Raw genomic sequence first — 26,360 nt, 5'->3', positions numbered from 1 at the left:
AACAAAAAATATTCTGCCTTGATCCGTAGCGGACTGGGACAGAGGGATGAAACCGATATGTAACCTCCTGGATGTTGGAGTGTTGCGGTATGCCTGTGTGCATTCTCAGGCCGATTAGGGTACCCCTGTCAACCGTTAACCTCTTCCAGGAGTTTTTTTGTACGGTTTTAGTTTCCTCTAGAAAAGGAGGAGAAAGAATTGAAAACAACGAGTGATTTCAAAAAGATGAAGCAAAACAATGACCCAATCGCCATGTTAACTGCGTATGATTATCCTTCAGCAAAACTTGCAGAGGAAGCTGGAATCGACCTTTTATTAGTAGGAGACTCCGTTGGTATGGTCGTCCTTGGCTATGATTCTACTGTTCCTGTAACGATGGATGATATGGTTCTCCATACAAAGGCCGTTAATAGAGGCGCCCGTCATACGTTTATTGTAAGCGATTTACCGTTTCTCACGTACCATAGTTCGCCTAGTGAAACGTTAGCTCATGCAGGAAGATTGATGCAAGAAGCAGGAGCGCATGCCGTAAAGCTCGAAGGCGCAGGAGATGTTATCACGCATATCGAGAAACTAACCACGGCAGGTGTACCGGTAATGGGTCATCTTGGACTAACGCCGCAATCTGTTGGCGTATTAGGTGGTTATAAAGTGCAAGCGCGAGGAAGCGAGGAAGCAGCCAAGCTGCTCGATGATGCAAAGGCGATCGAACGTGCTGGTGCATTTGCACTCGTCCTTGAATGCGTACCACAGCAATTAACGGAAATCGTGAAGACAGAGCTTACGATTCCGGTGATAGGAATAGGAGCAGGTGTCCAAGCAGACGGTCAAGTGCTCGTATACCATGATTTAGTCGGTTACGGAAGTGGGCACGTGCCTAAGTTTGTGAAACAGTACGCCGAGATAGGTGAGACCGTATCGCATTCGATTACGTCCTATATAGATGATGTTAAAAAGCAATCATTTCCAGAACAAAAGCACTCATTTAACATGAAGGAAGAACAGCTCGCTGCGATGTATGGAGGTGAGAAGTCGTGAAGATCATATCCTCAATAAAAGACATGCAACTAGAAGCGAAAAAACAAATGAAGCGGGGCAATACGATCGGGTTTGTCCCTACGATGGGGTTTCTTCATGAAGGTCACACGAGTTTAGTTAAAAGAGCTAGAGAAGAGGATGACATCGTCGTGATGAGCGTATTTGTTAATCCACTTCAATTTGGACCAAACGAAGACTTCGACAGGTATCCAAGGGACATTAAACGAGATGAAGAGCTAGCAAGAGAAGCTGGCGTGGACATATTATTTTATCCGCATGTTCGTGAGATGTACCCTGAGGACCGGACGACAACGTTAACTGTGAATAAACGAGTTGATACTCTCTGCGGTGAATCAAGACCAGGACATTTTGATGGTGTAGCAACAGTCGTACTAAAGTTATTCCAAATCGTTTTACCAGATCGTGCTTATTTTGGATTAAAAGATGCACAGCAAGTCGCTGTTATCAAAGGATTAGTGGAAGACTTCAATGTACCTGTTGAAATCGTCCCTTGTCCCATCGTAAGAGAAGTGGATGGTCTTGCAAAAAGTTCACGGAACGTCTATTTAACACCATCAGAGCGAACAGATGCATCCGAGCTCTCAAATAGTTTAGTAAGAGCGAAAGAAGCGATCAGGAGTGGTGAAACTAGTGCAAGTAAAATCAAACGATTAGTTGAGGAGATGCTTCAACAGACCGTTGGAGAGATCGATTATGTAGAAGTGCTTTCTTATCCAGGTTTAAAGCCGATCGAAGCGATCGATGAAGATATCATCGTAGCTGTAGCTGTTCAGTTTTCTGCAGCAAGACTGATCGATAATGTGATCGTAACTAGAAGTGAAATCCCGATAGGAGTGTAATCAGCATGTTTTTGACGATGATGAAGGGCAAGATCCACAGAGCCCGCGTAACGGAAGCCAACCTAAATTATGTTGGGAGTATAACGATCGATGAGGATATCATCGATGCTGTGGGGATGTACCCGAATGAAAAGGTTCAAATTGTAAATAATAACAATGGTGCAAGGCTCGAAACGTATATTATCCCAGGGGAAAGAGGTTCTGGCGTCGTATGCCTTAATGGAGCGGCAGCACGACTCGTGCAACCTGGTGATGTTATCATTATCGTTGCCTATGCGATGATGAGTGAAGAAGAAGCTAAACAGTTCACACCTCGTGTAGCGATCATGAACGATCGAAATGAAATCGTAGATATGATCGGTGCGGAACCTGCTTCAACCATCCTATAGGTAAAAAAGCTCTGGTAAACGTTCCAGAGCTTTTCTTTTTCAAAATTATTTTCCGTTCGACTTAAAAAGTGATAAAGTTATACAGGTGAGAGTAAGGTTTGAAGCAACTGGAGTGAAAAGAATGAACCGCTATACAGTTATTGATTTTGAAACTACGGGAAATTCTCCGAAAAATGGAGATCGAATCATACAGATCGGGTTGGTTGTTATTGAAGATGGCACCATCGTGGACCGATATTCGTCCTATGTGAACCCAGAACAGCCTCTTCCATCATTTATACAGCAGTTGACTGGGATTTCTGACGAAGATGTTAAAGACGCTCCACTTTTTGATGAAGTAGCTCCTGAGCTGCTAAAACGACTTGATGGGGCTTATTTTGTTGCGCACAATGTTAGATTTGATTTGAACTTTATGAACGCAGAGCTTGATGAAAGTGGATACGAGCCTTTTGATGGTCCGATTCTGGATACTGTAGAGCTCGCAAGAATCTTCCTTCCGCAAGCAGAAGCTTATAAATTGTCTTGGTTAGCCGACCACCTTGAAATCGTTCACGACAACCCGCATCAGGCGGATAGTGATGCAGAGGTGACGGGAGAACTTCTGAAGTACTTATTTCATAAACTCGAATCTCTTCCAGTCGTCACGTTAAAACAGCTAGCTGAACTTAGTCCAAGACTTTTAAGTGACATGGAAACCATTCTTCAGGAATTAATAGAAACGAAAGAGAAAGCGATTGAGCCTGAAGGGGAGTTTGAAATCTTTCGCGATATTGCGTTAAAGAGACAAGTAGAGGTTCAAGAAGCCGAACCATTAAAAGAACCGATCCCATTTGATGAGATTCAACAAAATCTAGCTACGACCATGGCAACGATCATACCTGGTTATGAAACACGTGATGGCCAGAACGACATGATGAGAAGTGTAGCAGATGCTTTTGATACAAATCATCATGTACTGATCGAAGCAGGAACGGGTATCGGCAAATCCCTTGGCTACCTTTTGCCAGGTGTGTCTCATGCGAAAAACACGAATAAACCAGTCGTCGTAAGTACGCATACGATTCAACTTCAGGAGCAATTGCTTCAAAGAGATATTCCGTTCTTAAAAGAAATCTTACCGTTTGATTTTAAAGCAACGGTTTTAAAGGGCAGAAGCAACTATCTTGATATGACGAGGTTTGAACAACAGCTTTTTCAATTCGAAGAGAATAACTATGACACCATCTTAACGAAAGCTCAAATACTTGTCTGGCTGCTTGAGACGGACTATGGAGATGTAGAGGAACTAAACCTTTCGAGCGGTGGAAAGTTATTTTGGCAACAAATAAAGAGCGATGCAACCGTATCAGCAAATCACCGTTCACCATGGTTTTCAAGAGATTTTTATCACCGCAGAAAACGGTTAGCCATGAATGCTGATCTTATCATCACGAACCACGCTCTTCTCTTCAGTGATTTGATCAATGACCATCAGCTCTTACCAGCGTATCAACAAGCCATCATCGATGAAGCTCATCATCTTGAGGATATCGCTACAGAGTTCTTTGGAGTGAAAACCGATTACTTTTCGATTCTACAAGGCTTCGTAAGAATGGGTCTGAAAGACGGAGATGGTCTTTATGGAAAAACGGTGGGTATCCTTAAAGACATCGGTGTTGAACTAGATGAGATCACATCAGATATCGATGCATACGTTAAAACGATACTGTCTGATTTAGATGAGCTCTTTAGAATGCTGCATCGGTATGTGCAGAAGAATATCAACCGTTCGAATGAAATCGGTCGCTTAAGTTATAGACTGACTGATGAAAAGGGCTCAGCCTGGGATGCGATCCAGGAAGCAGCACATCGGCTCGTCTTTTACTTAAAAGACCTCGATAAATTGTTAGTGAAGATCGAAAAAGAATTAGATCTCAATGAAGACGACTTAACGCGAGAGCAAATCAATGCTGCTGCAGATTTCAAAGGCCTGCATGCTTCCGTATTAGAAGAGCTTGCGAAGATCGATTATTTATTGCTACAAGATCAGTCGAATGACGTTAAATGGGTAGAGATCGATCCGAAAGGTGCGATCAACTCAGCTTTTCTATTCAGTCGGCCTGTTGAGGTAGGCGAACTGTTATCACAAGAATACTTTGGGAAAAAGAAGAGTATTCTTCTTACTTCTGCAACGCTAACCGTTCGAAATTCATTCGACTTTATCATTAAGAGGCTTGGACTGGATGAGTATGGACCTAAGACGTATCGTTACGAATCACCGTTCGATTATTCTGAACAAGCCAGGTTGATGATTCCAACGAACCTTCCAATGATTAAAGATGTCTCTGACTATGAATTCGTGGATCATATTACAGCCGCGATTTTAAAAATAGCAAGAGTCACTAGAGGAAGGATGCTTGTGCTATTCACCTCGTACGACATGCTCAGAAAAGCTCACCTAAGGATGAAAGAGCTTATGCAGCATGACGACTTAACGTTGATCAGTCAAGGCGTCGATAGCGGTAGTCGCGTTCGATTAACGAAGAACTTTAAAGAAAGTGACGATGCGATTCTTTTTGGAACGAGCAGCTTCTGGGAAGGTGTCGATATTCCTGGTGAAGATCTAAGTTGCCTGATCATCGTTCGGTTGCCGTTTTCGCCTCCAGACAATCCAGTATTTCAGGCAAGGTCTGAGAAACTAAAACATTCTGGAGGAAATCCTTTCATGGAACTTTCCTTACCTGAAGCCATCATACGATTTAAGCAGGGGTTCGGTCGTCTTGTGCGGTCTCAAAAGGACAGAGGAGCGGTTTTTGTTTTCGATAAGAGGATCGTCTCAACAAGATATGGCCGCTTGTTCGTAAAATCTTTACCTGACGTACCGATGATAAAGGGGAGTGTAGAAGAGCTTGTGAACGAACTCGACCTCTGGTTATAAATCATGATTTTTTCACACACTACTTTCAGGGGGTAGTGTGATGAAAAGATCAATGATGTTTCTCTTTTTATTCTTGGTTCTATCAGTAAATACAGCTGGTTCAAATGCACCGATCCAATCAGTAGATTTGAATTTAGAAAACCAGGAAATCGCTGTGACGTTTTTTGATTTAACTGTGGGTGAAGCAATACTCGTTCAGGATCCGATCGGAGGGACCGTCCTGATCAATACAGGAAGTTCTGCTTCAGAAGAAGAGCTGATCGACCGTCTTCAAATGTATCAAGTGAAGGAAATAGAAGAGATCTGGTTAACGAATGCGGACGAAGCCTATTCTGGCAATATCAATTCCTTACTTAGGTATTTTAATGTAAAGAAAATCATTGCTCCTGAACGCCTCGTCGATTCATTGATTCAAGAAATTCCTTCTCAAACGAAGGTAGGTAACTTGAATGTGGAGGAAAAGGTAGAAATCGTAGAAGGTGCATCGATCGATATCATCGATATATCTAAGGCAGGAGTTACTACATTTATGCTATCCTTAGGTAGTCAAGACTTATTGTTTATGGGTGAAACCAATCGCGAGCTTGAGGAAGAGATCGTAGCTTCTGGAAGAACTGCAGAAGTATTAAAAGTGGCGAATTTTGGAAGTGATATCGGAACGACCTCTCAGTTTCTAGATGCGATCAACCCACAGATGGCTGTTATTTTTCGTCATAAAAAAATCGACATCAGTGAAGCCATTCTCGAACGACTCAGTGAAAATTGGACAGAAGTGTATTATCCATATCGCATTGGGAGTGTGACCATTCGGATGCAGCTCGATGGTTATGATGTGATCACCATTCCTACGAAGACGACTCCACAGGGCCATTAAAGAATAAGTATTGCAAAAATCATCAACTTATTTAAAAATAAGGTTAGGTTGTTTGTAAAACGTAAAAGCCTGCGTTAAAACGCAGGCAATCGTTGGATAGTGGGGCGTGTATTACGGTTTGCACCGTTCCCGCTTTTGCGGTACTTTTAGTTTGTCACGAAGAATCTAAACTATAAGTAGCAAATATTTGCGTTGATGGAATATCCAAACTATATAGGGAGATGACACGAGTGGAGAGTAATATCGAAGTATTATCGACAGTAAAAGTAACAAAGTCTCTTGATATTTATAAAATCGTCGATGCGTTAAATCGCACATTAAAAGAGAGAGATCTAATGTTCGGACTGGCACTCGACGAAGAGGATCAGGAAAAGATGGTATTTACAATATATCGTACATAAATAGGGTGTTCGTATGCGAATTTTGGGGATTATATTAGTTTTAGTTCTAGGTTTAGTGATCTGGCAAGGGGTGTCTTTTTATCAATCGATTTTGGAAAGTCCTAATAAGCTTGAAGAAAAAGCCAAAGGTGCTGTAGGGTTAAGCGAAGTGGACGAAACGATCCATTATCATGGAACGAACGGCGCGTACGTTGTTTTTAAAGGCAAGAATGAAGACGGTGAGGCTGTCTATACATGGGTACCTGAGAAAAAGGGATCCCCTGTCACAAAGAAAGAAGATGAAGGTGTTGCTTCAAACGTTGTAAAATCGAATCTGAACGATCGATTTTCACCGACTGAGATAATAAGTATCAAACCTGGAATCGAAGTGAACCAGGATGGTCAAGAAGTGCTTGTTTGGGAAGCAACGTTTGTTGACGATCAGGATCGCTATACGTTTGCATACTACTATTTCAGTAACGGTGAATACTGGCGCTCGAGGAGCATCAGACAAAGTTAATGAACCTGAAGGAGGAAGAGTGAGATGAAACTATCTAACAGAGTGGCGGCATTGACGCCTTCTGCCACACTAGAGATTACTGCGAAAGCGAAAGCATTGAAAGAAGAAGGTCATGATGTGATTGGCCTTGGAGCTGGTGAGCCTGATTTTAATACACCAGAACATATTCTATCTGCTGCTGAGAAAGCAATGAATGATGGACTTACAAAGTATACGCCCTCAGGTGGAATTCTTCCCCTTAAGAAAAGCATCATAAGTAAATTTAAAGAAGATCAGGACATATCGTACACACCAGAAGAAGTCATCGTCTGTACAGGTGCAAAGCACGCTTTGTATACATTGTTTCAAGTTATTCTAGATGAAGGGGATGAAGTGATCATTCCGACCCCATATTGGGTAAGCTACCCTGAGCAAGTGAAACTTGCTGGTGGGAAGCCGGTTTATGTAGAAGGAAAAGAAGAGAACGAATTCAAGGTGTCGGTTGAACAGCTACAAGAAGTCGTGACTTCAAATACGCAGGCAATCGTAATCAATTCGCCATCAAACCCGACTGGATCCATCTATTCACGAGAAGAGCTAGAGGCGATCGGTGCATTCTGCCTTGAACATGATATTCTTATCATCTCTGATGAGATTTATGAAAAGCTTGTATATGAAGGTGCGAAACATACATCTATTGCTCAGCTTTCAGACGAGTTAAAAGAGCAAACGGTCGTGATCAACGGTGTTTCGAAATCTCATTCGATGACAGGTTGGAGAATTGGATATGCAACAGGAAACAAACAGATTATCAAAGCGATGACGAACCTTGCTAGTCACTCTACTTCTAATCCAACGTCTATTTCTCAGTATGCAGCTCTTGCCGCTTATGAAGGAACGCAAGAACCTGTTGAGACGATGAACAAAGCATTCGAAGAGCGACTCAATATCGTCCATGAACGGTTGAGTGACATCCCAGGGTTCACATGTGTCAAGCCAAAAGGTGCATTTTATCTTTTCCCGAATGCAAAGGAAGCTGCTAGAATGACTGGATTCGATTCAGTCGATGCATTTGTTAAAGGGTTATTGGAAGAAGAAAAAGTAGCGCTCGTTCCTGGGTCTGGGTTCGGATCACCAGATAATGTGCGTCTTTCGTACGCAACGTCATTGGATGTTATTCTTGAAGCGATCACGCGTATCGAACGCTTCGTGAAGTCAAAACAAACGTCTGCTGTCTAATGTTGTTCCACACGCTTAGGACAGGTATAATACAAAGTGATGATGAAAAAGAGGCTATGGAATAACAAAGTGTTTAGCCCGCACGTTTTTATATAAGTTGGAGGGAAATAAGTAGTGAAAACGACGATTTCAAACGTAAGTAAAAAAGTCGAACAAACAGTTACGATCGGAGCTTGGCTACATAACAAGCGTTCTAGTGGAAAGATTCAGTTCTTACAGCTTCGAGATGGAACTGGATTTATTCAAGGCGTTATGGTAAAGAAAGAAGTCTCAGAAGAAGCGTGGGAAGCTGCTAAAGGACTTACCCAAGAATCTTCTGTATGGGTTACTGGAATCGTTAGAGAAGACGATCGTTCACAATCCGGGTATGAATTAACAGTAACGGATATCGAACTGATTCATGAAGCTGTCGATTATCCGATCACACCGAAAGAGCATGGAACAGAATTCCTAATGGACAACCGTCATCTTTGGATTCGTTCACAGCGTCAGAATGCGATCCTTCGTATTCGTAACGAAATCATTCGAGCAACTTACCAATTTTACAATGAGAATGGGTTTGTGAAAATCGATCCTCCAATTCTTACAGGTAGCTCAGCTGAAGGGACAACAGATCTCTTCCATACAAAATATTTTGAAGAGGATGCGTATCTTTCTCAAAGCGGTCAGCTCTACATGGAAGCAGCTGCGATGGCGTTTGGCCGAGTTTTCTCATTCGGACCTACGTTCCGTGCAGAAAAATCAAAAACACGTCGCCATTTGATCGAGTTCTGGATGATTGAACCTGAGATGGCATTTATGGACCACGAAGAAAGTCTTGAAGTACAGGAACAGTATGTGAGCTTCCTCGTGAAGTCTGTTCTAGAAAACTGTCAGATCGAGCTAAAGACACTTGGTCGTGATGTATCCAAGCTAGAAGCGATTCAAGCGCCATTCCCTCGTATTTCTTATGACGATGCGATTTCTCTATTGAAGGAAAAAGGATTTACAGATATCGAGTGGGGAGAAGACTTCGGTGCACCACACGAGACAGCAATCGCAGAAAGCTTTGAAAAACCTGTGTTCATAACGAACTATCCAAAGGATATCAAAGCATTCTATATGAAACCTGATCCAGAACGCGAAGAAGTTGTGCTTTGTGCTGACTTGATCGCTCCTGAAGGGTATGGAGAAATTATTGGTGGAAGTCAGCGAATCGATGACCTTGCTCTTATGGAGAAGCGTTATGAAGAGCATGGCTTAACTGACGATGCTTACAAATGGTATTTAGAACTACGTAAATATGGATCTGTTCCACATTCAGGCTTTGGACTAGGTCTTGAGCGAACAGTAGCTTGGCTCTCAGGCGTCGAGCATGTTCGTGAGACGATTCCATTCCCTAGACTTTTAAACAGATTGTATCCATGATAAACTAGCAAAGGGACGCTTCTTTCATATTTGAAAGGAGCGTCTTTATATGAAGTGGTTGCCGAATTTTTTCAACGTTTTAAGGGAACGAAACCAAGGGTTTTCACCCCATCACAAAATGCCGGCATGCTATAATGAAAGGTAGAGGTGGATGGGATGAAGAAAGAACACATTATTGAATTGTTAAACGGGGGACATGTATCCATACCGAGGCTCTTATTAACTCATTATTCAACTGTAGGACTTCATGAAGAAGACTGCTTCTTTTTGATCAAGTTACATGCCTTTATCGAACATGGTAATTCATTTCCTACCCCTGAAGAACTTTCAGCAGAAATGACGTATACCCCACAAACGTGTATGGATAAGATTCAACAACTCATGCAAAAAGGTGTTTTAACAATCGATGAACATCGAGATAAAGAAAAAGGCTATTATTCAGAAGCCTATTCGCTGCTCCCATTATGGGAACGAATTTTTACGAAATTAGAGCAACAAGAAGCGAAATCGAAAGCTGAAAAAAATGCTCAAAACGAAGAAAGTTTGTATACTCTTTTTGAACGTGAGTTTGCGAGGCCTCTATCACCTATCGAATGTGAAACACTTTCGATGTGGATCGATGGAGATAAGCATGATCCTGAACTTATAAAAGCTGCTCTAAAAGAATCCGTTCTTGCTGGAAAATTAAACTTCAGATACATCGATCGCATTTTGTTCGAATGGAAACGGAATAACATTCAAACGATCGATCAGGCAAGGGCGTACGGAGAGAAGTTCAGAAAGCATCAATACGATAAGAAAACATCATCACCGAAATCTGACAATAGATCGAATACAAGTGCTCCGATATATAATTGGCTCGGAAAATAAAGATAAGGTGGGGAAACGGGAGCGAACCTCCCGTTTTTTTATATGAATGGAAGGATGGATATCGTTGTTAACAAAGCCACAGATTCGTACTGTATTAGATTCCATGGGAGAAATGTTTCCAGATGCACACTGTGAGCTTCATCATACGACACCGTTTGAGCTTGCGATTGCGGTCGTACTATCGGCACAGTGTACGGATGCTTTAGTAAATAAAGTAACGCCAGGCCTTTTTGAGAAATACAAGCAGCCTGAGGATTACGTGGATGTCGAGTTAGAGGAATTAGAAAGTGATATTCGGAGAATAGGGCTTTTTAGGAACAAAGCAAAAAATATCAAAAAGCTGGCTCGAATGGTGATCGAGGAATATGGTGGACAGCTTCCACAAGATCGAGATGAACTAATGTTGCTACCAGGAGTAGGCAGGAAAACGGCAAATGTCATCGCTTCAGTTGCCTTTGACCTGCCAGCGATAGCGGTTGATACTCATGTTGAGAGAGTTAGTAAGCGTCTTGGGATTTGTCGCTGGAAAGATTCCGTTCTTGAAGTGGAAAAGACGTTGATGAGAAAAATACCAAAAGATGAATGGTCCGTCTCTCATCACCGTTTCATTTTCTTCGGAAGATATCACTGTAGAGCTCAATCACCTAAATGTGAAATTTGTCCCTTACTAGATTTATGTAGAGAAGGGCAAAAACGAATGAAAAAGGTTGCACGGAATGGAAAGTAAAGGTCTTCCTAAAGCCATTCATCACCCTTTATTCTTTGCTGATTCTGACTGGCATGAAGAGATAAAACATACCACCAAACGAAACCCTTTCTTTTATGAAGTGCAGGAGTTTCTCGGACAGAAAGACGAGCGACCATGGGATTCCCCTACATCGCATCTCAAGGAGTATTTCGAGCAATGGAAAGACGTTGAAGAAACGATAAGAGCTTTCTTCTCAAGCAGAAAGAAAAAAGAAGCGAGCATCGAGATGGTTTTTCAAATTGGCTACTTGATGGAAGCTTTATTTTGGCTGAATGGAAGAAGAGCGTTGGCAGGGGAGTGGCAGGCAACGATTCGTTCCCTTGAAATCTCACCGATCAATGGGGCAGAACGCTTAAACTATGTGATCGATCATTATGATCATTACACGTCTTTTGTACAATTACGAGAGCTTATTCATGACCTTCATAAAAAGTGGATGAAAAATGAAGCCATAAAGAAAAGCCAATCGGATTAAAAACCGATTGGCTTCTTTTTTAGTTATTTCCAGGTATGAGGTCAGAAAGGGAAGATGAATCGTCTTCAGGCTTTCGGCTCTCACTATCATCTGATTGACCATTTCCTTGGCCACCATTGTTTCCGCTGCCGTTACCTCCGCCATTTCCGCCTTGGTTCCCATTACCTTGTTCGTTACCGGAACCTTCGTTGGAACCTTCATTAGATCCTTCATTACCTTCGCTGCCAGAGTCATTTCCAGAGCCATTGCCTTCGCCTTCGTTGCCCTGGCCTTCACCTTCACCGTCTCCATCGCCTTCGCCTTCGTTTTCACCTTCACCTTCGCCGTTTTCTTCATTTTCTTCTTCTTCAGGTTCAGGCTCTTCCTGAGCAGGAACAGTGACTGACGTTTGTGCAGGCTTAGACGTGACACCTGTATCAGAAACGATTGCCGTTACTTTAAACGTAAATTCGCTTCCAGCTGATACGTTGTCAATTGAAACGGCCGTATTGCTCGACTCTGAAATCGTTGCATACTCTCCGCCATCGACGCTCATTTCTACTTTGTACGTGTAGTTTTTATCGCCGCCAGGTTTCCAAGAAACTGAAATGCTGTTCGATGCTTCATCGTATTGAGCAGATAAGTCTTTTACACCTTCAGGCTGTTGATATTTATCAGACGTTTTCTCTGGTGTATTACCTTTTACGAATAGTTCATAAACGATCTGGTCTTTTGGTGTGTAATCACTAGGGAGTAATCCCGTTTCTTTTTCTACACCAACTTCGACAACAGAATCAGGTTTTTTAAAGTCAGCAGTCTCGATACCTTGAGAAACTCGTTGCATGATTTCTCTAAAGAGAATTTTGGACGTATCGTCTTCTCCTTTGCCAGAATCGAGGTAATGGCTATTAGGAGAGTTAAACCCAGTCCAAACGGCCATCGAGTACTCTGTTGTATATCCTGCAAACCATGCGTCCCTTGTGATTCCTGAGGTCGGGAACCCTTTTGATTCGACAACGTCTTGAGGATGGTTCGTCGTACCGGTTTTTCCTGCTAAAGGTAAACCGGAAATGTTTGCATCCGTACCGGTTCCGCTTTTCACAACTGTCTTCAGCATATCTGTGATCATATATGCCGTGTAATCATTCATCGCTTTAACGGATTCTGGCTCGAGGTTAATTTCTCGACCGTCTGGGAACACAACTTTTCTTACTGTGTGCGGTTTGTTGTAATTACCGTTGTTTCCAAATGCAGCATAAGCTCCTGCCATTTCGAGTGGGGAGGAACCGAATGTTCCAATCGCTGCAGTTGGAACCATGTCAGATTCTTTAAGGCCTAGCCCAAGTTTATTAGCGAACTCTAGAGAAGGACCTTCGCCAACTTCAGTAAACGTGTTGACTGCAGGGACGTTGTAAGACCACTGCAACGCTTTTCTCATCGATACTTGACCGCGATATTTACGGTCCCAGTTTCGAATGTTTGCGCCATTAATTTCTAGCTTCTCATCCTTAATCGATCGACCAGTCGACCATTGCATGTTGTCGATTGCAGGACCGTAAGAAATGATCGGTTTCGCTGTAGATCCTGTTTGCAGATTGTCTGTCGTCGCGTAAGGAATGACACTCTCGTCTTTACGAGTTTCGCCGATCGCACGAACAGAGCCTGACTTCGTATCGAGCAGAACAAGACCTGATCTCATGTTTTCGTTCGTATAGTTGTAGTTTTCGATCACATCATTCGTAATTTCTTGTGCATTCGTGTCTAGCGTAGTATGAATCGTTAAACCGCCAGAATAAATATCTTTCTCAGATATATCTTCTCTTTCTTGCAATTCTTTCACAACACGATCGATGAACACTTTATACTGCTCAGTGGATTTGTCGTTGTTACTTTGAACGACCATGTCACTTACTTTCATGGCACTATATTTCTTAGCTTCTTCTGCTGTGATCACACCTTGCTTTTTCATCAAGCTAAGCACAGTGTTACGACGTTCTTCTGCGACTTCAGGGTGATCGAATGGGTCGTAAGCTGTCGGACGCTGAGGTAGTCCAGCAAGTAGTGCTGCTTCTCCTGGAGTCAGCTCATCTTGAGTGATGTTCTTATCAAAATAAGTTTCTGCTGCATCAACAACGCCCCATGCGCCGTTCCCAAAGTAGATTTTGTTCAAATACATTTCAAGAATTTGATCTTTCGTATACTGTTGTTCCAACTTGATGGATAAGTAAGCTTCTTGAACTTTTCGTTCCAATGATTTCTCTGAAGTTAAAAGGGAGTTTTTGATCACTTGCTGTGTGATCGTACTCGCACCCTCTGCACCAAATCCGTCTTTAACGTTTGCGAGAACTGCTCCCCCGATACGACGAGGATCGATACCAAAGTGGTCATAAAAACGCGTATCTTCAACAGAAACAAATGCGTTTTTTAGAATATCAGGAATTTCATCTATCTTCGCCACTTCACGAGATTTGCTTCCAGCGAGCGTTTGCACTTCTTCATCATTACGGTCTAGAATCACAGAAGATTGTGGGTTGGCTAACGCTTCTGGATCCAATTCCGGTGCATTGTTGATGTATGCGACCGCTGTGATTCCTCCTATGGTTATCCCGATGAGAAGTAACACAACGAGTGATAGAAGTACTTTTTTGAACGTTCCTTTTTTTCCTTTTTTCTTTTTACTTTCTTTTGGGTTTTTCATTTTACGTCTTTCTTGACGAGAGTTATATTCACTCATGCATATTCCTGCCTTTCAAACCAATACTCTTTATAGGATTCGATACAATCCCGTATTTTATGAATGCGCTAAATTCTAGCTTTGATTGAAATACATTTTATCAATAATCTTCATATAGTCAATGCGTGGTTGGAACGTATAGGGGATCTTGATCCCGTCCTTTTCAATGTCTTCTTTTTTAATCGATTTTCTACCGCCATTTTTCATTTCGGTCCAGTGTTGAAATAAATGTGTGGCATCATAGAAGAATACTTCATCAGATGTTGAGAAACGCAAAATAATGAAACAGATTCCTGATTGTTCGATCACCTGTTTCATGTGTGAAATTTGATGCTCGTGAAAGTTATTCAATGGGAAAGAGGTTTTATTCTTCGTTTCTTTCGCTTCAAAGTCGATATACCTTCCTTTGTAGACACCATTATAATCCGTCGTGGAAGCCTGCTTAAAATAGGCTTCTTTGATAACTGCAGCACTCCGTTTTGGATAATCAACGTTTACAATTTGCACAGGAGTCGGCTTTTTATGAATAACTGCCTTACCGACCGAGAGATAATAAGTATTGCTCTTGTTAATGTCTTCTTCAAGGGTCATTCCTCGATTGCTGTAAGACTTTTGTTTCTGACTCGCAAGCTGATTCTGAGCCGAAGGGACATACGGCTTTCCGTTCGGATATCGAATCGGCAACATAACCATCCTTTCTGTAGAAGCTACTTCAACTATTCTACTCTAATTATAACGTCTTGCACGACTAAAATGTTTCAAGCAGGTGAAAAAAAGATTGAAAGCAAAGAGGGAGTTAAACGAAAAAGAAATCTTAGAAATTAAGAAACTTGTAGCGGAAGGAAATACGGATAATATTTCACGTACCGTATTTTACGAGAGATTTTTTAGGAGTCATCCCGAGATAAAGTGGGCTTTCTTGGCGTCGATGGTGTCTAGAAATGCAGGGTGGAGCATGGCTGATCTTAAAGGCGAATGGTTTCCGAAAATTATCTCACAGGAAAAGATAGCAGCCCTTTTGCTTACATATGAACGAGCGAACTGGACGATCTTCGAGGACGCTTTTCCACAGTTAGTTTTATATGCATTGAGCAAGCAGTATCGATGCTCGATGATGTCATATTTAAATGATTTTCATGTTTCGCGTTTTATGCAACAAGAGTGGGAGACGTTTTTTACAACTAGAGACGAAGAACGCTTGATGAGAGCTTTGATCATCAACGAGCAGCATGTTATAGAGAAACCGGTTCTTTTGCATCACTCTCTTCAGAAAAAGGTGTTTCATTCGTTTCTATTCAACGTCCAGGAATGGTTCCACTACAGTACAGTTCTTTTTCCCACTAGAAGAGGTCAATTATACGGGCTGACTGTTAAGGGTTTTCGACATACGAAAAATAGAGTGGAACTAGGCAAGAAATTAGCGAAACTGTTGTTCCATCCTGACTATTTTCACCTGTTCTATGACTTTTCGACACACACCCCTCCAACAGGTAATCGCTATGATTACGAGAAATACATGGGAAAAGAGAAAGAAGGGCGCATGCTGAGAGAAGTTTTACCGATCATCACACATCACCAGCGGGAAAAAGTCGAATGGTTTACAAGTAGAAGAACCGTCGCGAAGATGTTGAGAAAAGAAGTAGAGCTTAACCCATTCGATCTTACGGATTGGTATGAAAAGAAAAGAAGTCAGATCAAGATCGTGGTAGAGCTTGAAAATGTCATAAAACCTAGGGGATGATCCCCTAGGTTTTAAGTTGAAGGACGGTTGGGTCCTTCTAATTTTTTGTTGCCATATCCAGGTCTTGTTTCCTCTTGTGAAGGCTGTGCGTTTCTTGCAGGTTTTTGCAACTTGCGTTTTTTTGTCATGTCACTACACCTCCTGTCATTTAGTTTGAGCAGAAGTTACAAAATCATTCTGTTAGATGTCGAAAAAGTTCCGCTTTATCAGTAAAACACTACCTTTGCCGAAACGCTTCTAGTTTTGTCATTGAAGAAGGCGTTTTCAAGTATAGGACGAATTATACAATTACAAAACAGGCGGAAGCCTTCATTAACAGAAGGGATGGGATTTCATGTTGTTAAAAACAAAGCAGGTTTCTGATCAACTTGGTGTAAATCCTACTACTGTTCAAAGATGGGTTAAGTACTTTGATTTAGAGTGTGATAAAAACGAGCTAGGTCACTTTTTATTTAGCGAGGAGACGATTGAAAAACTGAAGCATATTCAGGAGGAGCTTCGCAGCGGACAATCGATGGAAGGGATCAAAATGACAGATACAGGAGATGGTGTGAAGAAGTCTGCTCCTAAAATGGTATCTCAGGAAAAGTTTGAGCAACGGCTCGATCGATTCTCCGTACGCCTTGAACAACTTGAGAGGCAGTTAGAAGAAAAAGCAAACGAAGTGATCACCGTACAAGTTCTTCAGCACCGTGCAGAGTTAGATGAACTACTTAAGAAAGTGACTCGTATCGAAGAGAAGTTGATGGAACTTGAAGAACATACGTCTATTCAGGAAGCAGTAGGCCAGTCGACAGGAAAAGTGAAGCGTCCCTGGATCATGAGTTTATTTAGTTTCTAATAAGAAGCTAAATCAATATGCTGGCCTTATGTCCATCTTGGATATAAGGTTTTTTGTTTGTGATTGGAAGCGGCTTTGTGTGTTAGGATAGATAAGATGGGAGTGACTGTCTTGAATCAGAATTTAATTTCTCTAACAAAACAATTGATGGAAATAACTGAAGAAGCGAGGCTGCAATACGTCAATCGGACTCAACTCGAAACGTATGAAGTGGATTTTTATGGAGAAGTAAAGCCATTCGCTGACCGTGCCTTAGCTATATTAAAAGAGTGGGAACCACTAGCAAGGGAATGGGTAATGGAAAATAAGCCAAAATACCTCTATCCGATTCAAATAAAAAATACGTATGAAAACCTCGAAATGGTTTCTGTCATTGCCTGGCAAAAAGATACAGGTCCAAAGAAATTTAATGAGAGAGTACAATCGATCGAATATGTTCTTGAGAAACTGATCGAACAAACAGATGAGTAACTTCATCTGTTTGTTATAAAAATTTCACGTACTGTATTAATTGTATATTATTCCTAATTTCATGGATACTAATGAAAAAGGGAGTGACAGCATGACAGCTTACTTATGTCCGAGATGTAAAACGAATCGTTCGAGGTTTAACAAACTAGAGCAAAAGGTGACGTCAGTCAAGATGGACCCAGAAACGGGAGAAGTAGTATCTGTAATGGAAGAAGGAGCTATGGACCCTTTTCACATGGAATATAAAGGACCCGAGTATCGTATTCAGTGTGCAACGTGTGGTGAAATTGGAGACGAAGAAACATTTGTTCAATTTGCGCGATCGCACCCAAGAGGGTAATTGAGATACGCCTCCCAAAATCATGGTATAGTAGGTAGACTGGGAGGTTAGGATATGTTCGATCCAACAATTTATGAAAACGTAAAAGTTGTCCTTGAAGGTGAGTTATACGATCGAGATCTAGACGGTGAAATCACGATAGCGAATCGTAGTGACCTTGTCGATCTCGCAACTCTATCTAGGACTTATATCGTAAGCTTCGAAGAAAACTCAACTGTTTTGAGTACGATCAATCTTCATGCGAGCCTTGAAAGTTTTAGTGCAGAGCAGCTTGAGCTCGATCATATCATGCCTGGGTGTGAATTGAAGCTATGTTTTGATCTTACGATGAGTAAAGAATCTAAGTGTGATGAGATTTACAAGATAATCAAAGAAATATGGGGAGATCGTCCATATGTTAATCAAACGCTATCTTATAAATATCGTCAGGAAGCAACGATTACGAACCGAGTTGAATTAGAATTCAATCGAAAAATAAACGAAGATCAAATAAGTGATCTCACTACCATTGTCGATTATACCATTCGAACTGCAGCAGAGTTATCGACTATAAAGTGAAAAAGGCGGATAGCATCCGCCTTTTTCTATCCATACTTTTCAGTTGATGTTAGTACTTTCCGCCGCCAAGCTGTTGTTCAGCCATTTGGACAAGACGCTTTGTGATTTCTCCTCCAACAGAACCGTTAGAACGAGAAGTGGAGTCAGGACCAAGCTGTACGCCAAATTCTCTTGCAATTTCATACTTCATTGAATCTAAAGCTTGTTGTACACCAGGGACTACCAAGTTATTTGAGCTATTGTTATTTGCCATGTTGTACACCTCCTTGCACCTTATCATGTACTTAGCGGCCTGAGGTTATCCGAAAATAAAAATGGTAGATAATGGTGTGTTAAGAATAATATTTTGAATATTCAAAGGATTTTAACGAATTGGAGTCGAATAGTACATACTAGCTTGGTAACAGCATATTGGAGGGAAAAACATGGATCGGTTCATTCGAAAATCAGGTATTTATCAAAACCTTGAAAAACGAAGGTGGGAATATTGGCTCGTATTGACTGAAGAAAATAAGATTCTCGTTTCCTGGCTATGTTGGACAGCTCCTCAAGAGATTTATGAGCAGTGGAAGCTATCGAATGTATCTTGAAAGGTAAAACTGATTTTAATTTAAAAATTTTAACACAATGATTGTTGTTCGCGTTCAAGTGTTTCTTTTATAATGGTATAGGTGAGTCTATTGTACTAGACAGTGGATGAGTCGAGTGTACGAACTCTTTTTAATACCATTTTAAAGAAAGAGGAGCTCCTATGATCGCAAAACAATGGTGGTTAATACTATTTGCCTTAACATTACTATTTAGTGTTTTTCCACAAACTACCTTAGCAGAAGAACCAAACATAACAAGTGAGACAGCAATACTTATCGATGGAAAAACAGGTCAAATTTTATATGAGAAAAACAGCGGTCAAGTCATGTACCCAGCTAGTATCACTAAGATCGTGACAGCGATCCTTGCTATCGAGTCTGGAAACTTAAATGATTCTGTGGAAGTTAGCAGCGAGGCTCGGCAAGTTGATGGAACGAGAGTGTACTTAGCTGAGGGAGAAACGGTTCCTTTAGAAAAGCTCGTTAAAGGGATGATGGTCAACTCAGGTAACGATGCTGCTGTGGCGATTGCGGAGCATTTAAGTGGCAGTGTCGATGCATTTGCTGAAGAAATGAATGCATTCGTTAAGGATGAGTTAAACCTTCAAGATACGAATTTTACGAATCCACATGGACTATTCAATGAAGAGCACGTAACGACAGCAAAAGATATGGCAAGAATTACTCAATATGCGATGCAGAACGATGAGTACCGTTCGATCGCCTCCTTAAAAGAGATGGAATGGAGTGGCGAAGAATGGGATACGACGCTTATCAATCATCATCGCTTGCTGTTAGATCATGATTACGTTACAGGTGGAAAAAATGGCTATGTCTCAAAGTCTGGATTCACACTCGTAACGAGTGCTGAACAAGATGAACGTGAATTGATCGCTGTAACGATGAAAGCGAATAGTAGCAATACAGCCTACCAAGATACACTTAAGCTGCTCAACTACGGCTTCAATGCATTTACTCCAGTGGTGTATGAAGAAGGAAAGAAAATCGGAACGATCGGCGATACAGATTACATGCTATCGAAAGAATTAACACTTTTGAGAAACAACGATGAAGAAGTCGAATTAACGATTACGGACGATGGTGTCATGGAATCTAGTATAGGTTCGATCACCTCGTTATTAGATTCATCGCTCTTATCGGCGAAGTCTCTTAACGATTCCTCAACGCCTGTTGCTGATGTCGAGACTTCAGTCAATAAAACGAGTGGTGAGGAATCCACAAGTAATGAGTGGCTGAATCTTGCCATACTAGTCATCGGAATCGGGATGTTTATGGTTATCTTACTTGCTTTAATCTTGAGCAAGAAATCTTCTCACCGTAGAAGATCACGATCGTTTCCTTAATCGCATCGAAAAAGCCTGCAGTGCTACCTGCAGGCTTTTTCATATCGTTCACGTTGTACTTTCTAAATAAAGAGATAAGCTTTTTACAGCGGTCATGCCCTGACCTGTAGCAGACGATATACTCGACAATAGAGGCCGCGTACACACATCTCCTACCGCATAAACGAAAGGTAACGATGTCTGACCCGTCTTATCGCACACAAGATAGCCTTCTTCATCTGTTTCTAAACTGTCTAAGAAAAGATGTGTGTTTGGTTCTACACCAATTCTAATAAAAATACCGTCTGCTTGACTCTCATACGATCGTTCCTTCCTGTCATAGAACAATTGCTTATTCGAGCTATCGATCATTGTCACCACCGCATCTGTTAAGACGTCGATCGAAGGGTGTGCTAATACCGGGTCCCGAAATTCATTTCTAGCCCTAAACGTAGTGGAGCGATGAATCAATTGAACAGTCGCACCTGCTTCTGCAAGAAGAAGAGCACCTTCAAAAGCTCGATCGCCACCTCCGATGACTGCTACTTTCTTTCCCTTAAAGCGATCTCGGTCTCTCGTCGCAGAATACACTTCATTTCGGTCGATCATTTCCTGCTCGCCAGGTATGCTGAGCTTCTTAGGAGATGAACCTGTCGCGATAACTAATGATTGAAAGGCGTATGTGTGAGAAGTTGTGTGCAATAATTTGTTGATAAAATCAATCTTTTCGATCGCCACATCCGTACTTAGCTCACAGCCTAGAGTTTTTACGTGGTCGACTAATTGTTCTTGTAGTGCAACGCCACTTTCCAACATGACAGCTGGATAATCAATGATTTTATTGTTGATCGAAAGGAGCTGCCCTCCTAGTTCCTTATTGGATTCTAACAACACATGATCCAGTCCTAAGCGCTTTGCCCATATAGCTGCAGAAATGCCTGCAGGTCCTCCTCCGATTATGATGAGATCTTTTTTTTGGAGCAACTTTTTTTCCTCACTTTCTAACAGAAAGCCAATTCTCGAATTCAAGCCAACTTTTTACACGCGGAACGTCAACATCTTTGTTGTACGGGTAATCCATGGCGATCGCCGTTCTACCAGTGTTTCGAAATGCTTCAAGGTTGTGGGGGGCATCGTCTAGTAGCAAGTCTCCGCGAATCATCTCTTTACGATGTGTAAAGATTAGGTTTCTCTTACCGATAAAGGGAAGGTGCTTTTCAACCCATAATTCTTTTTCAGTGTATGCGTATGTACGGCTACTCGTAACGATCAAGAGCTCATAGCGTGAAGATAACCTCTCAAGCACTTCGATTGCGTTCGGGAGAGGAGTCAAAGAAAGAAACAAGCCTGGCTCGTCCAGATAATCATATATCTTTACACCACATTCTTCTTTAACGTAATCCTCTGATCTCCAGCATTTTAGCTTTTCAACATTTAAATTATCTTCGTAGTCACGGTTGTAGCGTTTATGCCATTCAGTCATTAAATCGCATATAACTGAATCCATATCGATCAATAACGTATTCAAACTTTTCACTTCCTTATACCTCGTTCTCATTTATCATATCAGTCCTTTGTATACCTTACAATTTATATAAAAAAGACAGGAAGTAATCCTGTCTTCCAGATCGTTGAAAGCTTAAAAAGTTGCGCTCCCTATAACGTAGGAGTTTGAATCCCTCTTGCTTTCCTGTGGACGAACGCTTGAGCCTCAAATCGGACAAGAACGGTCCGCTCTGAGTCTCAAACGCCCGTTGGACCACTGGAGTCAAGAGGGATTCACTCCTACTAGAATTCATTCTTACAAAAGTTAAACTTTCCGACCAATTATGCTATGACATATTTCTACTGTCATTTTGAGTCAGTTCATTCTTTGATTTACAAGTGTATAAATTATTTATGCGGAAAGAGAGCGTCTTGGAGTGTTTAACGAATTTCTCTAAAGACTTTCTCTACACTCTAAGAAGACAGGAGCGAATCCTGTCTTCTTCCTTAATATTTCACAAAAGCTGCGCCAACGATGATGAGTAAGATAAACAGTACGACGATTAAGGCAAAACCGCTGCCGTTGTTACAACAATAGTAAGGCATACTTGCTCCTGCCACCTGGTTGTATGGCTCATTTGGATATGGTGCATTTCCATAATTCATAGTTGTGATCCCCCTTAGTATCTCTTGCCCTATCACTATATGTATCCGTCTATAAATGATGTGGGCAAGAGCGGAGGGAAGGGGCAGTTTTTAGAAAAGTACCCAACTAGCCACTGAACGTATTGTCCTTACTACGTTGCTGTAAGAAGTTGTTTCGGTAGTCATCTGTAAGTTCTTTCACTTCCTTACTGAGGAATAAGATGGCGATGACGTTAGGGATAACAAAGAGTGCTAACGTGAGATCAACTAGTTCCCATACGAACTGAAGGCCACCGATTGCTCCGACAAATACGGCACAAATATAAACCACCCTCATCACTTTAGAAGCTTTAGACCCGTATAGGTATTCTGCTTGTTTCTCTCCATAGAAGATCAGGACACCGATGGTACTAATGACAAAGATGAGAAGAAGGGAGGATACGAAAATTGGGCCCCACGTTTCTCCCATCAAGCCAGCAAATGCGTCAGAGACCATATCCGATGCATTAGAAGGTTTCACATCCTTCCACGCTCCAGATACGAGAACGGTGAAAGCTGTAATTGTGCAAAGAACGATCGTATCAATGAAGACACTAAATATTCCCCAAAGACCTTGTCGGCTAGGGTGTGGCGTGTGAGCGGCGGAGTGTGCGATCGAAGCAGTTCCCATTCCAGCTTCGTTTGAATATAGTCCTCTCGCAAGACCCCAGCGGACTGCTGCAGCAAACCCAGCACCTGCAAAGCCACCTGCTGCAGAAATTGGTTGGAATGCATGGACAAAAATCAGCTTCATCACTTCAGGAAACTGGTCGATGTTGATCACCATCACACCGATAGCGCCTCCGATGTAGGTTAGGATCATAAATGGTACGATTTTCTCTGCAACAGATCCTATTCTTTTAATTCCTCCAAACACTACGATTGAAATAAGAGTCATCAGAATGATACCCGTCAACCAGGTAGGGAGACCGAATGATCCTTCGGTTAAGGTAGAGATCGAGTTTGTTTGAACCATGACACCCGGTATAATTTCAATCATCAGACCGAATGCAAAGAGCCATGATGCGAATTTCCAGTTAAGTCCTTTACGTATGTAATACATTGGCCCGCCAACATAAACCCCATCTTTGTTTTTTTCTCGATACTTGATACCCAACACGATCTCAGAGTATTTCGTCGACATACCGATGATGGCAACGACCCACATCCAAAAGATCGCGCCTGGTCCACCGAACGCAATCGCAACCGGTACGCCAACAATGTTTGTAGCTCCCGCAGTAGATGCTAGAGCAGATGTGAAAGCCTGAAATGGCGAGATCGTTCCATCGCCTTTGTTTTTTTCGAAAATTTTACCGATCGTATGTTTCAAGGTGTGGGGGAAGAAAATAATTTGAAAAAAGCCGAGTCGGATGGTTAAAAAAAGCCCTCCTCCTAAGAGTAAAATCATCATCGGATAGCCCCATATGAATCCGGAGAACTCCGAGATCGCATTAAGAATCGTTTCCATTCTAATCGCTCCCTACGAATATAGTGTATAACTTTAATATCCAAAAATAGGGAATGTGAAACTTAGTCTAAGGAACAATAAAAAAAACAGCCGGGTCAAACCGGCTGTTTATTATTGAGGCTGTTGGCCGTTAAGCTGATTCTTAACGTGCTGTACTTCTTGCATCTGCGCAGGTGCTGCTGGCTGATAGTACCCTTTTTGTTTTGCGTAGTGATAAAGGTTATACTGCCTTTGTTCATCAGTATTTCTTATTTGTTGAAGCGTCTGACGCAGTTGTTCGTTATCACATTGTGAAATAACACTACCATAGTTGATCAGGCTTCCATTTAGAGCTGACAAGTAATCGTTGACCATATCCTTCTCATTCATTACTTTCTCCTCCTTAACCTAAAAAAGACATAAGCTGTTGTTTTGTATTTCTTGCATCTTGCGCATCTTTTTGCAGCATTTGCTTTAGTTCAGGACAAGTACAAGTTTGGGCATACGTATCAAGTTTATTTGCCAGCGTGTCGTGACCACCGATCATGTGGCGAAGGTTCTGCAACTCCAATTCATTCAACTGTTCCATAAAAGTCCCTCCTTCTATTGAATCAATCTTAATATTGAATGTTGAGGGACTTTTTATACGCGTTTACGCGATGATGTTTCGATTGTTTGTGAATTGCTCATACTCTTTAGTAGCCATGATTTCTTCTAATATATGTACAACGTTCCACACATCTTCAAACGACGTATATAACGAGATCGGTGCAAGACGAATGACGTTTGGAGCTCGAAAGTCAGGAATCACGCCTTTGTTTTTTAACGCTTTGCAAATTCTAGCAGCTTCGTTATGTTCTAAACAAACATGGCCACCACGGCGATGGTCCTCTGCAGGGTTAGCTATAGTGAAGCCAAAGCGATTCAGTTTTAAAGCCGTTAACTCCATTAAGTACTTCGTGAGCTTTAACGACTTTTCTCGAATTTGTTCAATGCCCGCTTCAGAAAAAATTTCTAACGAACCAATCAATGAAGCCATGCTGAAAATATGAGGTGTCCCGATTTGAAATGCTCCAGCGGTTTGTGCATGATCAAGGTCATGACTCATATCGAATTGAACGTCTTTCTTCGAGCTGAACCAACCTGCAAGGCCTGGTTTCTTTCCTAGGTGTTTTTCATGGACATAAAGACCGCCGACACCACCAGGGCCACTGTTTAAGTATTTGTACGTGCACCACACCGCGAAGTCAACGCCCCATTCGTGTAAGTAATGAGGAATGACACCGACGGAATGCGCAAGGTCGAACCCTATTATGATGTCTTTATCATTTGCTGCTCGAGTTATTTTTTTGATGTCGAGTAATTGACCGCTACGATACAAGACAGAAGGGAGGAGGACTAGTGCGACTTCGTTTGTCATCTCCTTAATAATGTCGTCTTCATCAATCGTACGACCATCTGAACTTTGCACCTGAATGAGATGTTCGTCTGGTGATAGTCCGTGAAGCTCTAGCTGTGCTTTTATTGCATATATATCTGAAGGGAAAGTGAGTGAATCAGCGATGATCTTCGTTTTCTTATCATATGGCTTGTAAAAAGTTGTTAGCATTTGATGGAGGTTAGTGGTGATCGAACCTGTTGTGATCGTTTCGTCTTCTTTTGCTCCGATAAGGGGCGCAGTCATCTTGCCAAGCATTTCTGCCATATAAAACCATGGTTGCTCCGCGTCTGTCCAACCATTGATTCCATGCGTTTTCCAATCGTCAATCGATTGGAGTAGAGAAGCTTCAGCTCGTTTTGAGAGAAGGCCAAGTGAATTGCCATCCATGTAAATGGAATGGTCCGGAGTATAAAACTCATTTTTGAAGTGGCGTAGAGGGTCTTTTTCGTCTAGCTCTTTTGCATAATAAATGGACTGTGGTACACTCAATTTACTCAGCTCCTTTAGTATCATAATCGTATGGTAAAGAATGAGAAGCTGTCAACGCTTACATAGCCCGATATGAAAAAACTAAATGTTTTTTTGAAATAATGATTGACGTGTTTTGGCTTAGGGTGTTATTATATTAATTGTCGCTGAAACGAAACAAACCACATGCGGGTGTGGCGGAATTGGCAGACGCGCTAGACTTAGGATCTAGTGTCTTACGACGTGGGGGTTCAAGTCCCTTCACCCGCACCAGAATAGATGCGCCCGTAGCTCAATTGGATAGAGCGTCTGACTACGGATCAGAAGGTTAGGGGTTCGACTCCTCTCGGGCGCGCCATTTTTAATAACATAGTCGGGAAGTAGCTCAGCTTGGCAGAGCACTTGGTTTGGGACCAAGGGGTCGCAGGTTCAAATCCTGTCTTCCCGACCATCACATAGCGTGGCGGTGTAGCTCAGCTGGCTAGAGCGTACGGTTCATACCCGTGAGGTCGGGGGTTCGATCCCCTCCGCCGCTACCATAT

At 41.9% G+C, this 26,360-nt stretch carries 29 protein-coding genes and 4 tRNA genes; 23 read left to right on the top strand and 10 right to left on the bottom strand.

The window, feature by feature from the left end; translation table 11 throughout:
* Window positions 1–198 precede the first annotated feature (198 nt).
* The 12 genes from panB to PFZ69_RS00110 all read left to right on the top strand — a co-directional run bounded on the left by panB (window position 199) and on the right by PFZ69_RS00110 (window position 11,696).
* Window positions 199–1,038, top strand: coding sequence for a 3-methyl-2-oxobutanoate hydroxymethyltransferase (gene panB / locus PFZ69_RS00165; protein ID WP_270179027.1), 840 nt, complete (start codon window positions 199–201; stop codon window positions 1,036–1,038).
* Window positions 1,035–1,898 (top strand): pantoate--beta-alanine ligase, encoded by an 864-nt coding sequence (gene panC, locus PFZ69_RS00160; protein WP_270179026.1) that lies wholly within the window; start codon window positions 1,035–1,037, stop codon window positions 1,896–1,898. Before panB ends, panC begins: the two co-directional genes overlap by 4 nt.
* Before the next feature lie 5 nt (window positions 1,899–1,903).
* Window positions 1,904–2,287, top strand: a complete 384-nt coding sequence (gene panD / locus PFZ69_RS00155; RefSeq protein WP_270179025.1) for an aspartate 1-decarboxylase — start codon at window positions 1,904–1,906, stop codon at window positions 2,285–2,287.
* Window positions 2,288–2,408: 121 nt separating this feature from the next.
* Window positions 2,409–5,204 (top strand): ATP-dependent DNA helicase DinG, encoded by a 2,796-nt coding sequence (gene dinG / locus PFZ69_RS00150; RefSeq protein ID WP_270179024.1) that lies wholly within the window; start codon window positions 2,409–2,411, stop codon window positions 5,202–5,204.
* A gap of 40 nt (window positions 5,205–5,244) precedes the next feature.
* On the top strand, window positions 5,245–6,078 hold the full coding sequence (locus PFZ69_RS00145) for a ComEC/Rec2 family competence protein (protein WP_270179023.1): 834 nt from the start codon (window positions 5,245–5,247) through the stop codon (window positions 6,076–6,078).
* Between the two features lie 230 nt (window positions 6,079–6,308).
* Window positions 6,309–6,479, top strand: a complete 171-nt coding sequence (locus PFZ69_RS00140) for a YpmA family protein (protein WP_224877917.1) — start codon at window positions 6,309–6,311, stop codon at window positions 6,477–6,479.
* 13 nt (window positions 6,480–6,492) lie between these two features.
* Complete coding sequence (locus tag PFZ69_RS00135; RefSeq protein WP_270179022.1) at window positions 6,493–6,978, top strand: cell wall elongation regulator TseB-like domain-containing protein; 486 nt, start codon at window positions 6,493–6,495, stop codon at window positions 6,976–6,978.
* A 24-nt stretch (window positions 6,979–7,002) separates the two neighbouring features.
* Window positions 7,003–8,196, top strand: coding sequence for a pyridoxal phosphate-dependent aminotransferase (locus tag PFZ69_RS00130; protein ID WP_270179021.1), 1,194 nt, complete (start codon window positions 7,003–7,005; stop codon window positions 8,194–8,196).
* 114 nt (window positions 8,197–8,310) lie between these two features.
* Window positions 8,311–9,603 (top strand): asparagine--tRNA ligase, encoded by a 1,293-nt coding sequence (gene asnS / locus PFZ69_RS00125; protein ID WP_270179020.1) that lies wholly within the window; start codon window positions 8,311–8,313, stop codon window positions 9,601–9,603.
* Between the two features lie 156 nt (window positions 9,604–9,759).
* On the top strand, window positions 9,760–10,473 hold the full coding sequence (locus PFZ69_RS00120) for a DnaD domain-containing protein (RefSeq protein ID WP_270179019.1): 714 nt from the start codon (window positions 9,760–9,762) through the stop codon (window positions 10,471–10,473).
* Between the two features lie 64 nt (window positions 10,474–10,537).
* A complete protein-coding gene (gene nth / locus PFZ69_RS00115; protein ID WP_270179018.1) occupies window positions 10,538–11,200 on the top strand; it encodes an endonuclease III in 663 nt (220 codons plus the stop codon).
* On the top strand, window positions 11,190–11,696 hold the full coding sequence (locus PFZ69_RS00110) for a YpoC family protein (RefSeq protein ID WP_270179017.1): 507 nt from the start codon (window positions 11,190–11,192) through the stop codon (window positions 11,694–11,696). Before nth ends, PFZ69_RS00110 begins: the two co-directional genes overlap by 11 nt.
* Window positions 11,697–11,715: 19 nt before the next feature.
* Here the strand turns inward: PFZ69_RS00110 and PFZ69_RS00105 are convergent, their stop codons facing one another.
* Together PFZ69_RS00105 and recU are read right to left on the bottom strand one after the other, a co-directional pair.
* Entirely contained in the window at window positions 11,716–14,409 is a 2,694-nt protein-coding gene (locus PFZ69_RS00105) for a PBP1A family penicillin-binding protein (RefSeq protein WP_270179016.1), read from the bottom strand.
* A gap of 75 nt (window positions 14,410–14,484) precedes the next feature.
* Window positions 14,485–15,096 carry a Holliday junction resolvase RecU gene (gene recU, locus PFZ69_RS00100; RefSeq protein WP_270179015.1) on the bottom strand — a complete coding sequence of 204 codons (612 nt, stop codon included), beginning with the start codon at window positions 15,094–15,096 and terminating at the stop codon, window positions 14,485–14,487.
* Between the two features lie 91 nt (window positions 15,097–15,187).
* Here recU and PFZ69_RS00095 point away from each other — a divergent pair, with 91 nt between their 5' ends.
* From PFZ69_RS00095 to PFZ69_RS00075, 5 genes are all read left to right on the top strand, one after another.
* Window positions 15,188–16,150: a DUF2515 family protein gene (locus PFZ69_RS00095; protein WP_270179014.1), complete on the top strand. Its 963-nt coding sequence runs from the start codon at window positions 15,188–15,190 to the stop codon at window positions 16,148–16,150.
* Window positions 16,151–16,484: 334 nt separating this feature from the next.
* Window positions 16,485–16,991, top strand: a complete 507-nt coding sequence (locus PFZ69_RS00090; RefSeq protein WP_270179013.1) for a MerR family transcriptional regulator — start codon at window positions 16,485–16,487, stop codon at window positions 16,989–16,991.
* A gap of 111 nt (window positions 16,992–17,102) precedes the next feature.
* The gene (locus PFZ69_RS00085) at window positions 17,103–17,462 is read left to right on the top strand and encodes a YppE family protein (protein ID WP_270179012.1); all 360 of its coding nucleotides are present in this window, start codon (window positions 17,103–17,105) and stop codon (window positions 17,460–17,462) included.
* Window positions 17,463–17,553: 91 nt separating this feature from the next.
* A complete protein-coding gene (locus PFZ69_RS00080; protein ID WP_270179011.1) occupies window positions 17,554–17,802 on the top strand; it encodes a DNA alkylation repair protein in 249 nt (82 codons plus the stop codon).
* 54 nt (window positions 17,803–17,856) lie between these two features.
* Window positions 17,857–18,360, top strand: a complete 504-nt coding sequence (locus PFZ69_RS00075) for a hypothetical protein (protein ID WP_270179010.1) — start codon at window positions 17,857–17,859, stop codon at window positions 18,358–18,360.
* 49 nt (window positions 18,361–18,409) lie between these two features.
* Here PFZ69_RS00075 and PFZ69_RS00070 read toward each other — a convergent pair whose 3' ends face one another.
* On the bottom strand, window positions 18,410–18,613 hold the full coding sequence (locus PFZ69_RS00070; RefSeq protein WP_270179009.1) for an alpha/beta-type small acid-soluble spore protein: 204 nt from the start codon (window positions 18,611–18,613) through the stop codon (window positions 18,410–18,412).
* Window positions 18,614–18,785: 172 nt separating this feature from the next.
* Between PFZ69_RS00070 and PFZ69_RS00065 the strand changes: the two genes are divergently transcribed.
* Both PFZ69_RS00065 and PFZ69_RS00060 read left to right on the top strand, forming a co-directional pair.
* Complete coding sequence (locus PFZ69_RS00065; protein WP_270179008.1) at window positions 18,786–18,950, top strand: hypothetical protein; 165 nt, start codon at window positions 18,786–18,788, stop codon at window positions 18,948–18,950.
* Window positions 18,951–19,111: 161 nt separating this feature from the next.
* A complete protein-coding gene (locus PFZ69_RS00060; protein ID WP_270179007.1) occupies window positions 19,112–20,314 on the top strand; it encodes a D-alanyl-D-alanine carboxypeptidase family protein in 1,203 nt (400 codons plus the stop codon).
* A 48-nt stretch (window positions 20,315–20,362) separates the two neighbouring features.
* Here the strand turns inward: PFZ69_RS00060 and PFZ69_RS00055 are convergent, their stop codons facing one another.
* The 7 genes from PFZ69_RS00055 to kynU all read right to left on the bottom strand — a co-directional run bounded on the left by PFZ69_RS00055 (window position 20,363) and on the right by kynU (window position 25,863).
* Window positions 20,363–21,277, bottom strand: coding sequence for an NAD(P)/FAD-dependent oxidoreductase (locus PFZ69_RS00055; RefSeq protein WP_270179006.1), 915 nt, complete (start codon window positions 21,275–21,277; stop codon window positions 20,363–20,365).
* 10 nt (window positions 21,278–21,287) lie between these two features.
* Window positions 21,288–21,830, bottom strand: coding sequence for a 5' nucleotidase, NT5C type (locus PFZ69_RS00050; protein WP_270179005.1), 543 nt, complete (start codon window positions 21,828–21,830; stop codon window positions 21,288–21,290).
* Window positions 21,831–22,285: 455 nt separating this feature from the next.
* The gene (locus PFZ69_RS00045; RefSeq protein WP_270179004.1) at window positions 22,286–22,444 is read right to left on the bottom strand and encodes a YjcZ family sporulation protein; all 159 of its coding nucleotides are present in this window, start codon (window positions 22,442–22,444) and stop codon (window positions 22,286–22,288) included.
* A gap of 106 nt (window positions 22,445–22,550) precedes the next feature.
* Complete coding sequence (locus PFZ69_RS00040; RefSeq protein WP_270179003.1) at window positions 22,551–23,930, bottom strand: alanine/glycine:cation symporter family protein; 1,380 nt, start codon at window positions 23,928–23,930, stop codon at window positions 22,551–22,553.
* A gap of 111 nt (window positions 23,931–24,041) precedes the next feature.
* Entirely contained in the window at window positions 24,042–24,299 is a 258-nt protein-coding gene (locus tag PFZ69_RS00035; protein ID WP_270179002.1) for a spore coat protein, read from the bottom strand.
* Window positions 24,300–24,312: 13 nt separating this feature from the next.
* The gene (locus PFZ69_RS00030) at window positions 24,313–24,498 is read right to left on the bottom strand and encodes a hypothetical protein (RefSeq protein WP_270179001.1); all 186 of its coding nucleotides are present in this window, start codon (window positions 24,496–24,498) and stop codon (window positions 24,313–24,315) included.
* A gap of 63 nt (window positions 24,499–24,561) precedes the next feature.
* Window positions 24,562–25,863, bottom strand: coding sequence for a kynureninase (gene kynU, locus PFZ69_RS00025; RefSeq protein ID WP_270179000.1), 1,302 nt, complete (start codon window positions 25,861–25,863; stop codon window positions 24,562–24,564).
* 143 nt (window positions 25,864–26,006) lie between these two features.
* Between kynU and PFZ69_RS00020 the strand changes: the two genes are divergently transcribed.
* The 4 genes from PFZ69_RS00020 (at window position 26,007) to PFZ69_RS00005 (ending at window position 26,357) form a co-directional block, all read left to right on the top strand.
* Window positions 26,007–26,091: transfer RNA gene (locus PFZ69_RS00020), tRNA-Leu, on the top strand.
* A gap of 8 nt (window positions 26,092–26,099) precedes the next feature.
* Window positions 26,100–26,176, top strand: a tRNA-Arg gene (locus tag PFZ69_RS00015).
* Window positions 26,177–26,192: 16 nt separating this feature from the next.
* Window positions 26,193–26,269, top strand: a tRNA-Pro gene (locus PFZ69_RS00010).
* Between the two features lie 11 nt (window positions 26,270–26,280).
* Window positions 26,281–26,357: transfer RNA gene (locus PFZ69_RS00005), tRNA-Met, on the top strand.
* Window positions 26,358–26,360: the final 3 nt, after the last annotated feature.

This window comes from Alkalihalobacillus sp. CinArs1 (assembly GCF_947387515.1).
In the GTDB taxonomy this organism is placed as follows: Bacteria; Bacillota; Bacilli; order Bacillales; family Guptibacillaceae; genus Guptibacillus.
This window is presented reverse-complemented; position numbering and strand designations above follow the sequence as displayed.

What these genes read in the sequence shown, in the direction of transcription:
- PFZ69_RS00135 (WP_270179022.1), top strand. Translation starts at nt 6,493, where the DNA reads ATGCGAATTTTGGGGATTATATTAGTTTTAGTTCTAGGTTTAGTGATC.
- PFZ69_RS00090 (WP_270179013.1), top strand. Translation starts at nt 16,485, where the DNA reads ATGTTGTTAAAAACAAAGCAGGTTTCTGATCAACTTGGTGTAAATCCT.
- PFZ69_RS00040 (WP_270179003.1), bottom strand. Translation starts at nt 23,930, where the DNA reads ATGGAAACGATTCTTAATGCGATCTCGGAGTTCTCCGGATTCATATGG.
- PFZ69_RS00110 (WP_270179017.1), top strand. Translation starts at nt 11,190, where the DNA reads ATGGAAAGTAAAGGTCTTCCTAAAGCCATTCATCACCCTTTATTCTTT.
- PFZ69_RS00105 (WP_270179016.1), bottom strand. Translation starts at nt 14,409, where the DNA reads ATGAGTGAATATAACTCTCGTCAAGAAAGACGTAAAATGAAAAACCCA.
- kynU (WP_270179000.1), bottom strand. Translation starts at nt 25,863, where the DNA reads ATGATACTAAAGGAGCTGAGTAAATTGAGTGTACCACAGTCCATTTAT.
- PFZ69_RS00080 (WP_270179011.1), top strand. Translation starts at nt 17,554, where the DNA reads ATGACAGCTTACTTATGTCCGAGATGTAAAACGAATCGTTCGAGGTTT.
- recU (WP_270179015.1), bottom strand. Translation starts at nt 15,096, where the DNA reads ATGTTGCCGATTCGATATCCGAACGGAAAGCCGTATGTCCCTTCGGCT.
- PFZ69_RS00030 (WP_270179001.1), bottom strand. Translation starts at nt 24,498, where the DNA reads ATGGAACAGTTGAATGAATTGGAGTTGCAGAACCTTCGCCACATGATC.
- PFZ69_RS00070 (WP_270179009.1), bottom strand. Translation starts at nt 18,613, where the DNA reads ATGGCAAATAACAATAGCTCAAATAACTTGGTAGTCCCTGGTGTACAA.
- panD (WP_270179025.1), top strand. Translation starts at nt 1,904, where the DNA reads ATGTTTTTGACGATGATGAAGGGCAAGATCCACAGAGCCCGCGTAACG.
- PFZ69_RS00045 (WP_270179004.1), bottom strand. Translation starts at nt 22,444, where the DNA reads ATGAATTATGGAAATGCACCATATCCAAATGAGCCATACAACCAGGTG.
- PFZ69_RS00035 (WP_270179002.1), bottom strand. Translation starts at nt 24,299, where the DNA reads ATGAATGAGAAGGATATGGTCAACGATTACTTGTCAGCTCTAAATGGA.
- PFZ69_RS00145 (WP_270179023.1), top strand. Translation starts at nt 5,245, where the DNA reads ATGAAAAGATCAATGATGTTTCTCTTTTTATTCTTGGTTCTATCAGTA.
- PFZ69_RS00065 (WP_270179008.1), top strand. Translation starts at nt 18,786, where the DNA reads ATGGATCGGTTCATTCGAAAATCAGGTATTTATCAAAACCTTGAAAAA.
- PFZ69_RS00130 (WP_270179021.1), top strand. Translation starts at nt 7,003, where the DNA reads ATGAAACTATCTAACAGAGTGGCGGCATTGACGCCTTCTGCCACACTA.
- dinG (WP_270179024.1), top strand. Translation starts at nt 2,409, where the DNA reads ATGAACCGCTATACAGTTATTGATTTTGAAACTACGGGAAATTCTCCG.
- PFZ69_RS00060 (WP_270179007.1), top strand. Translation starts at nt 19,112, where the DNA reads ATGATCGCAAAACAATGGTGGTTAATACTATTTGCCTTAACATTACTA.
- PFZ69_RS00120 (WP_270179019.1), top strand. Translation starts at nt 9,760, where the DNA reads ATGAAGAAAGAACACATTATTGAATTGTTAAACGGGGGACATGTATCC.
- PFZ69_RS00075 (WP_270179010.1), top strand. Translation starts at nt 17,857, where the DNA reads ATGTTCGATCCAACAATTTATGAAAACGTAAAAGTTGTCCTTGAAGGT.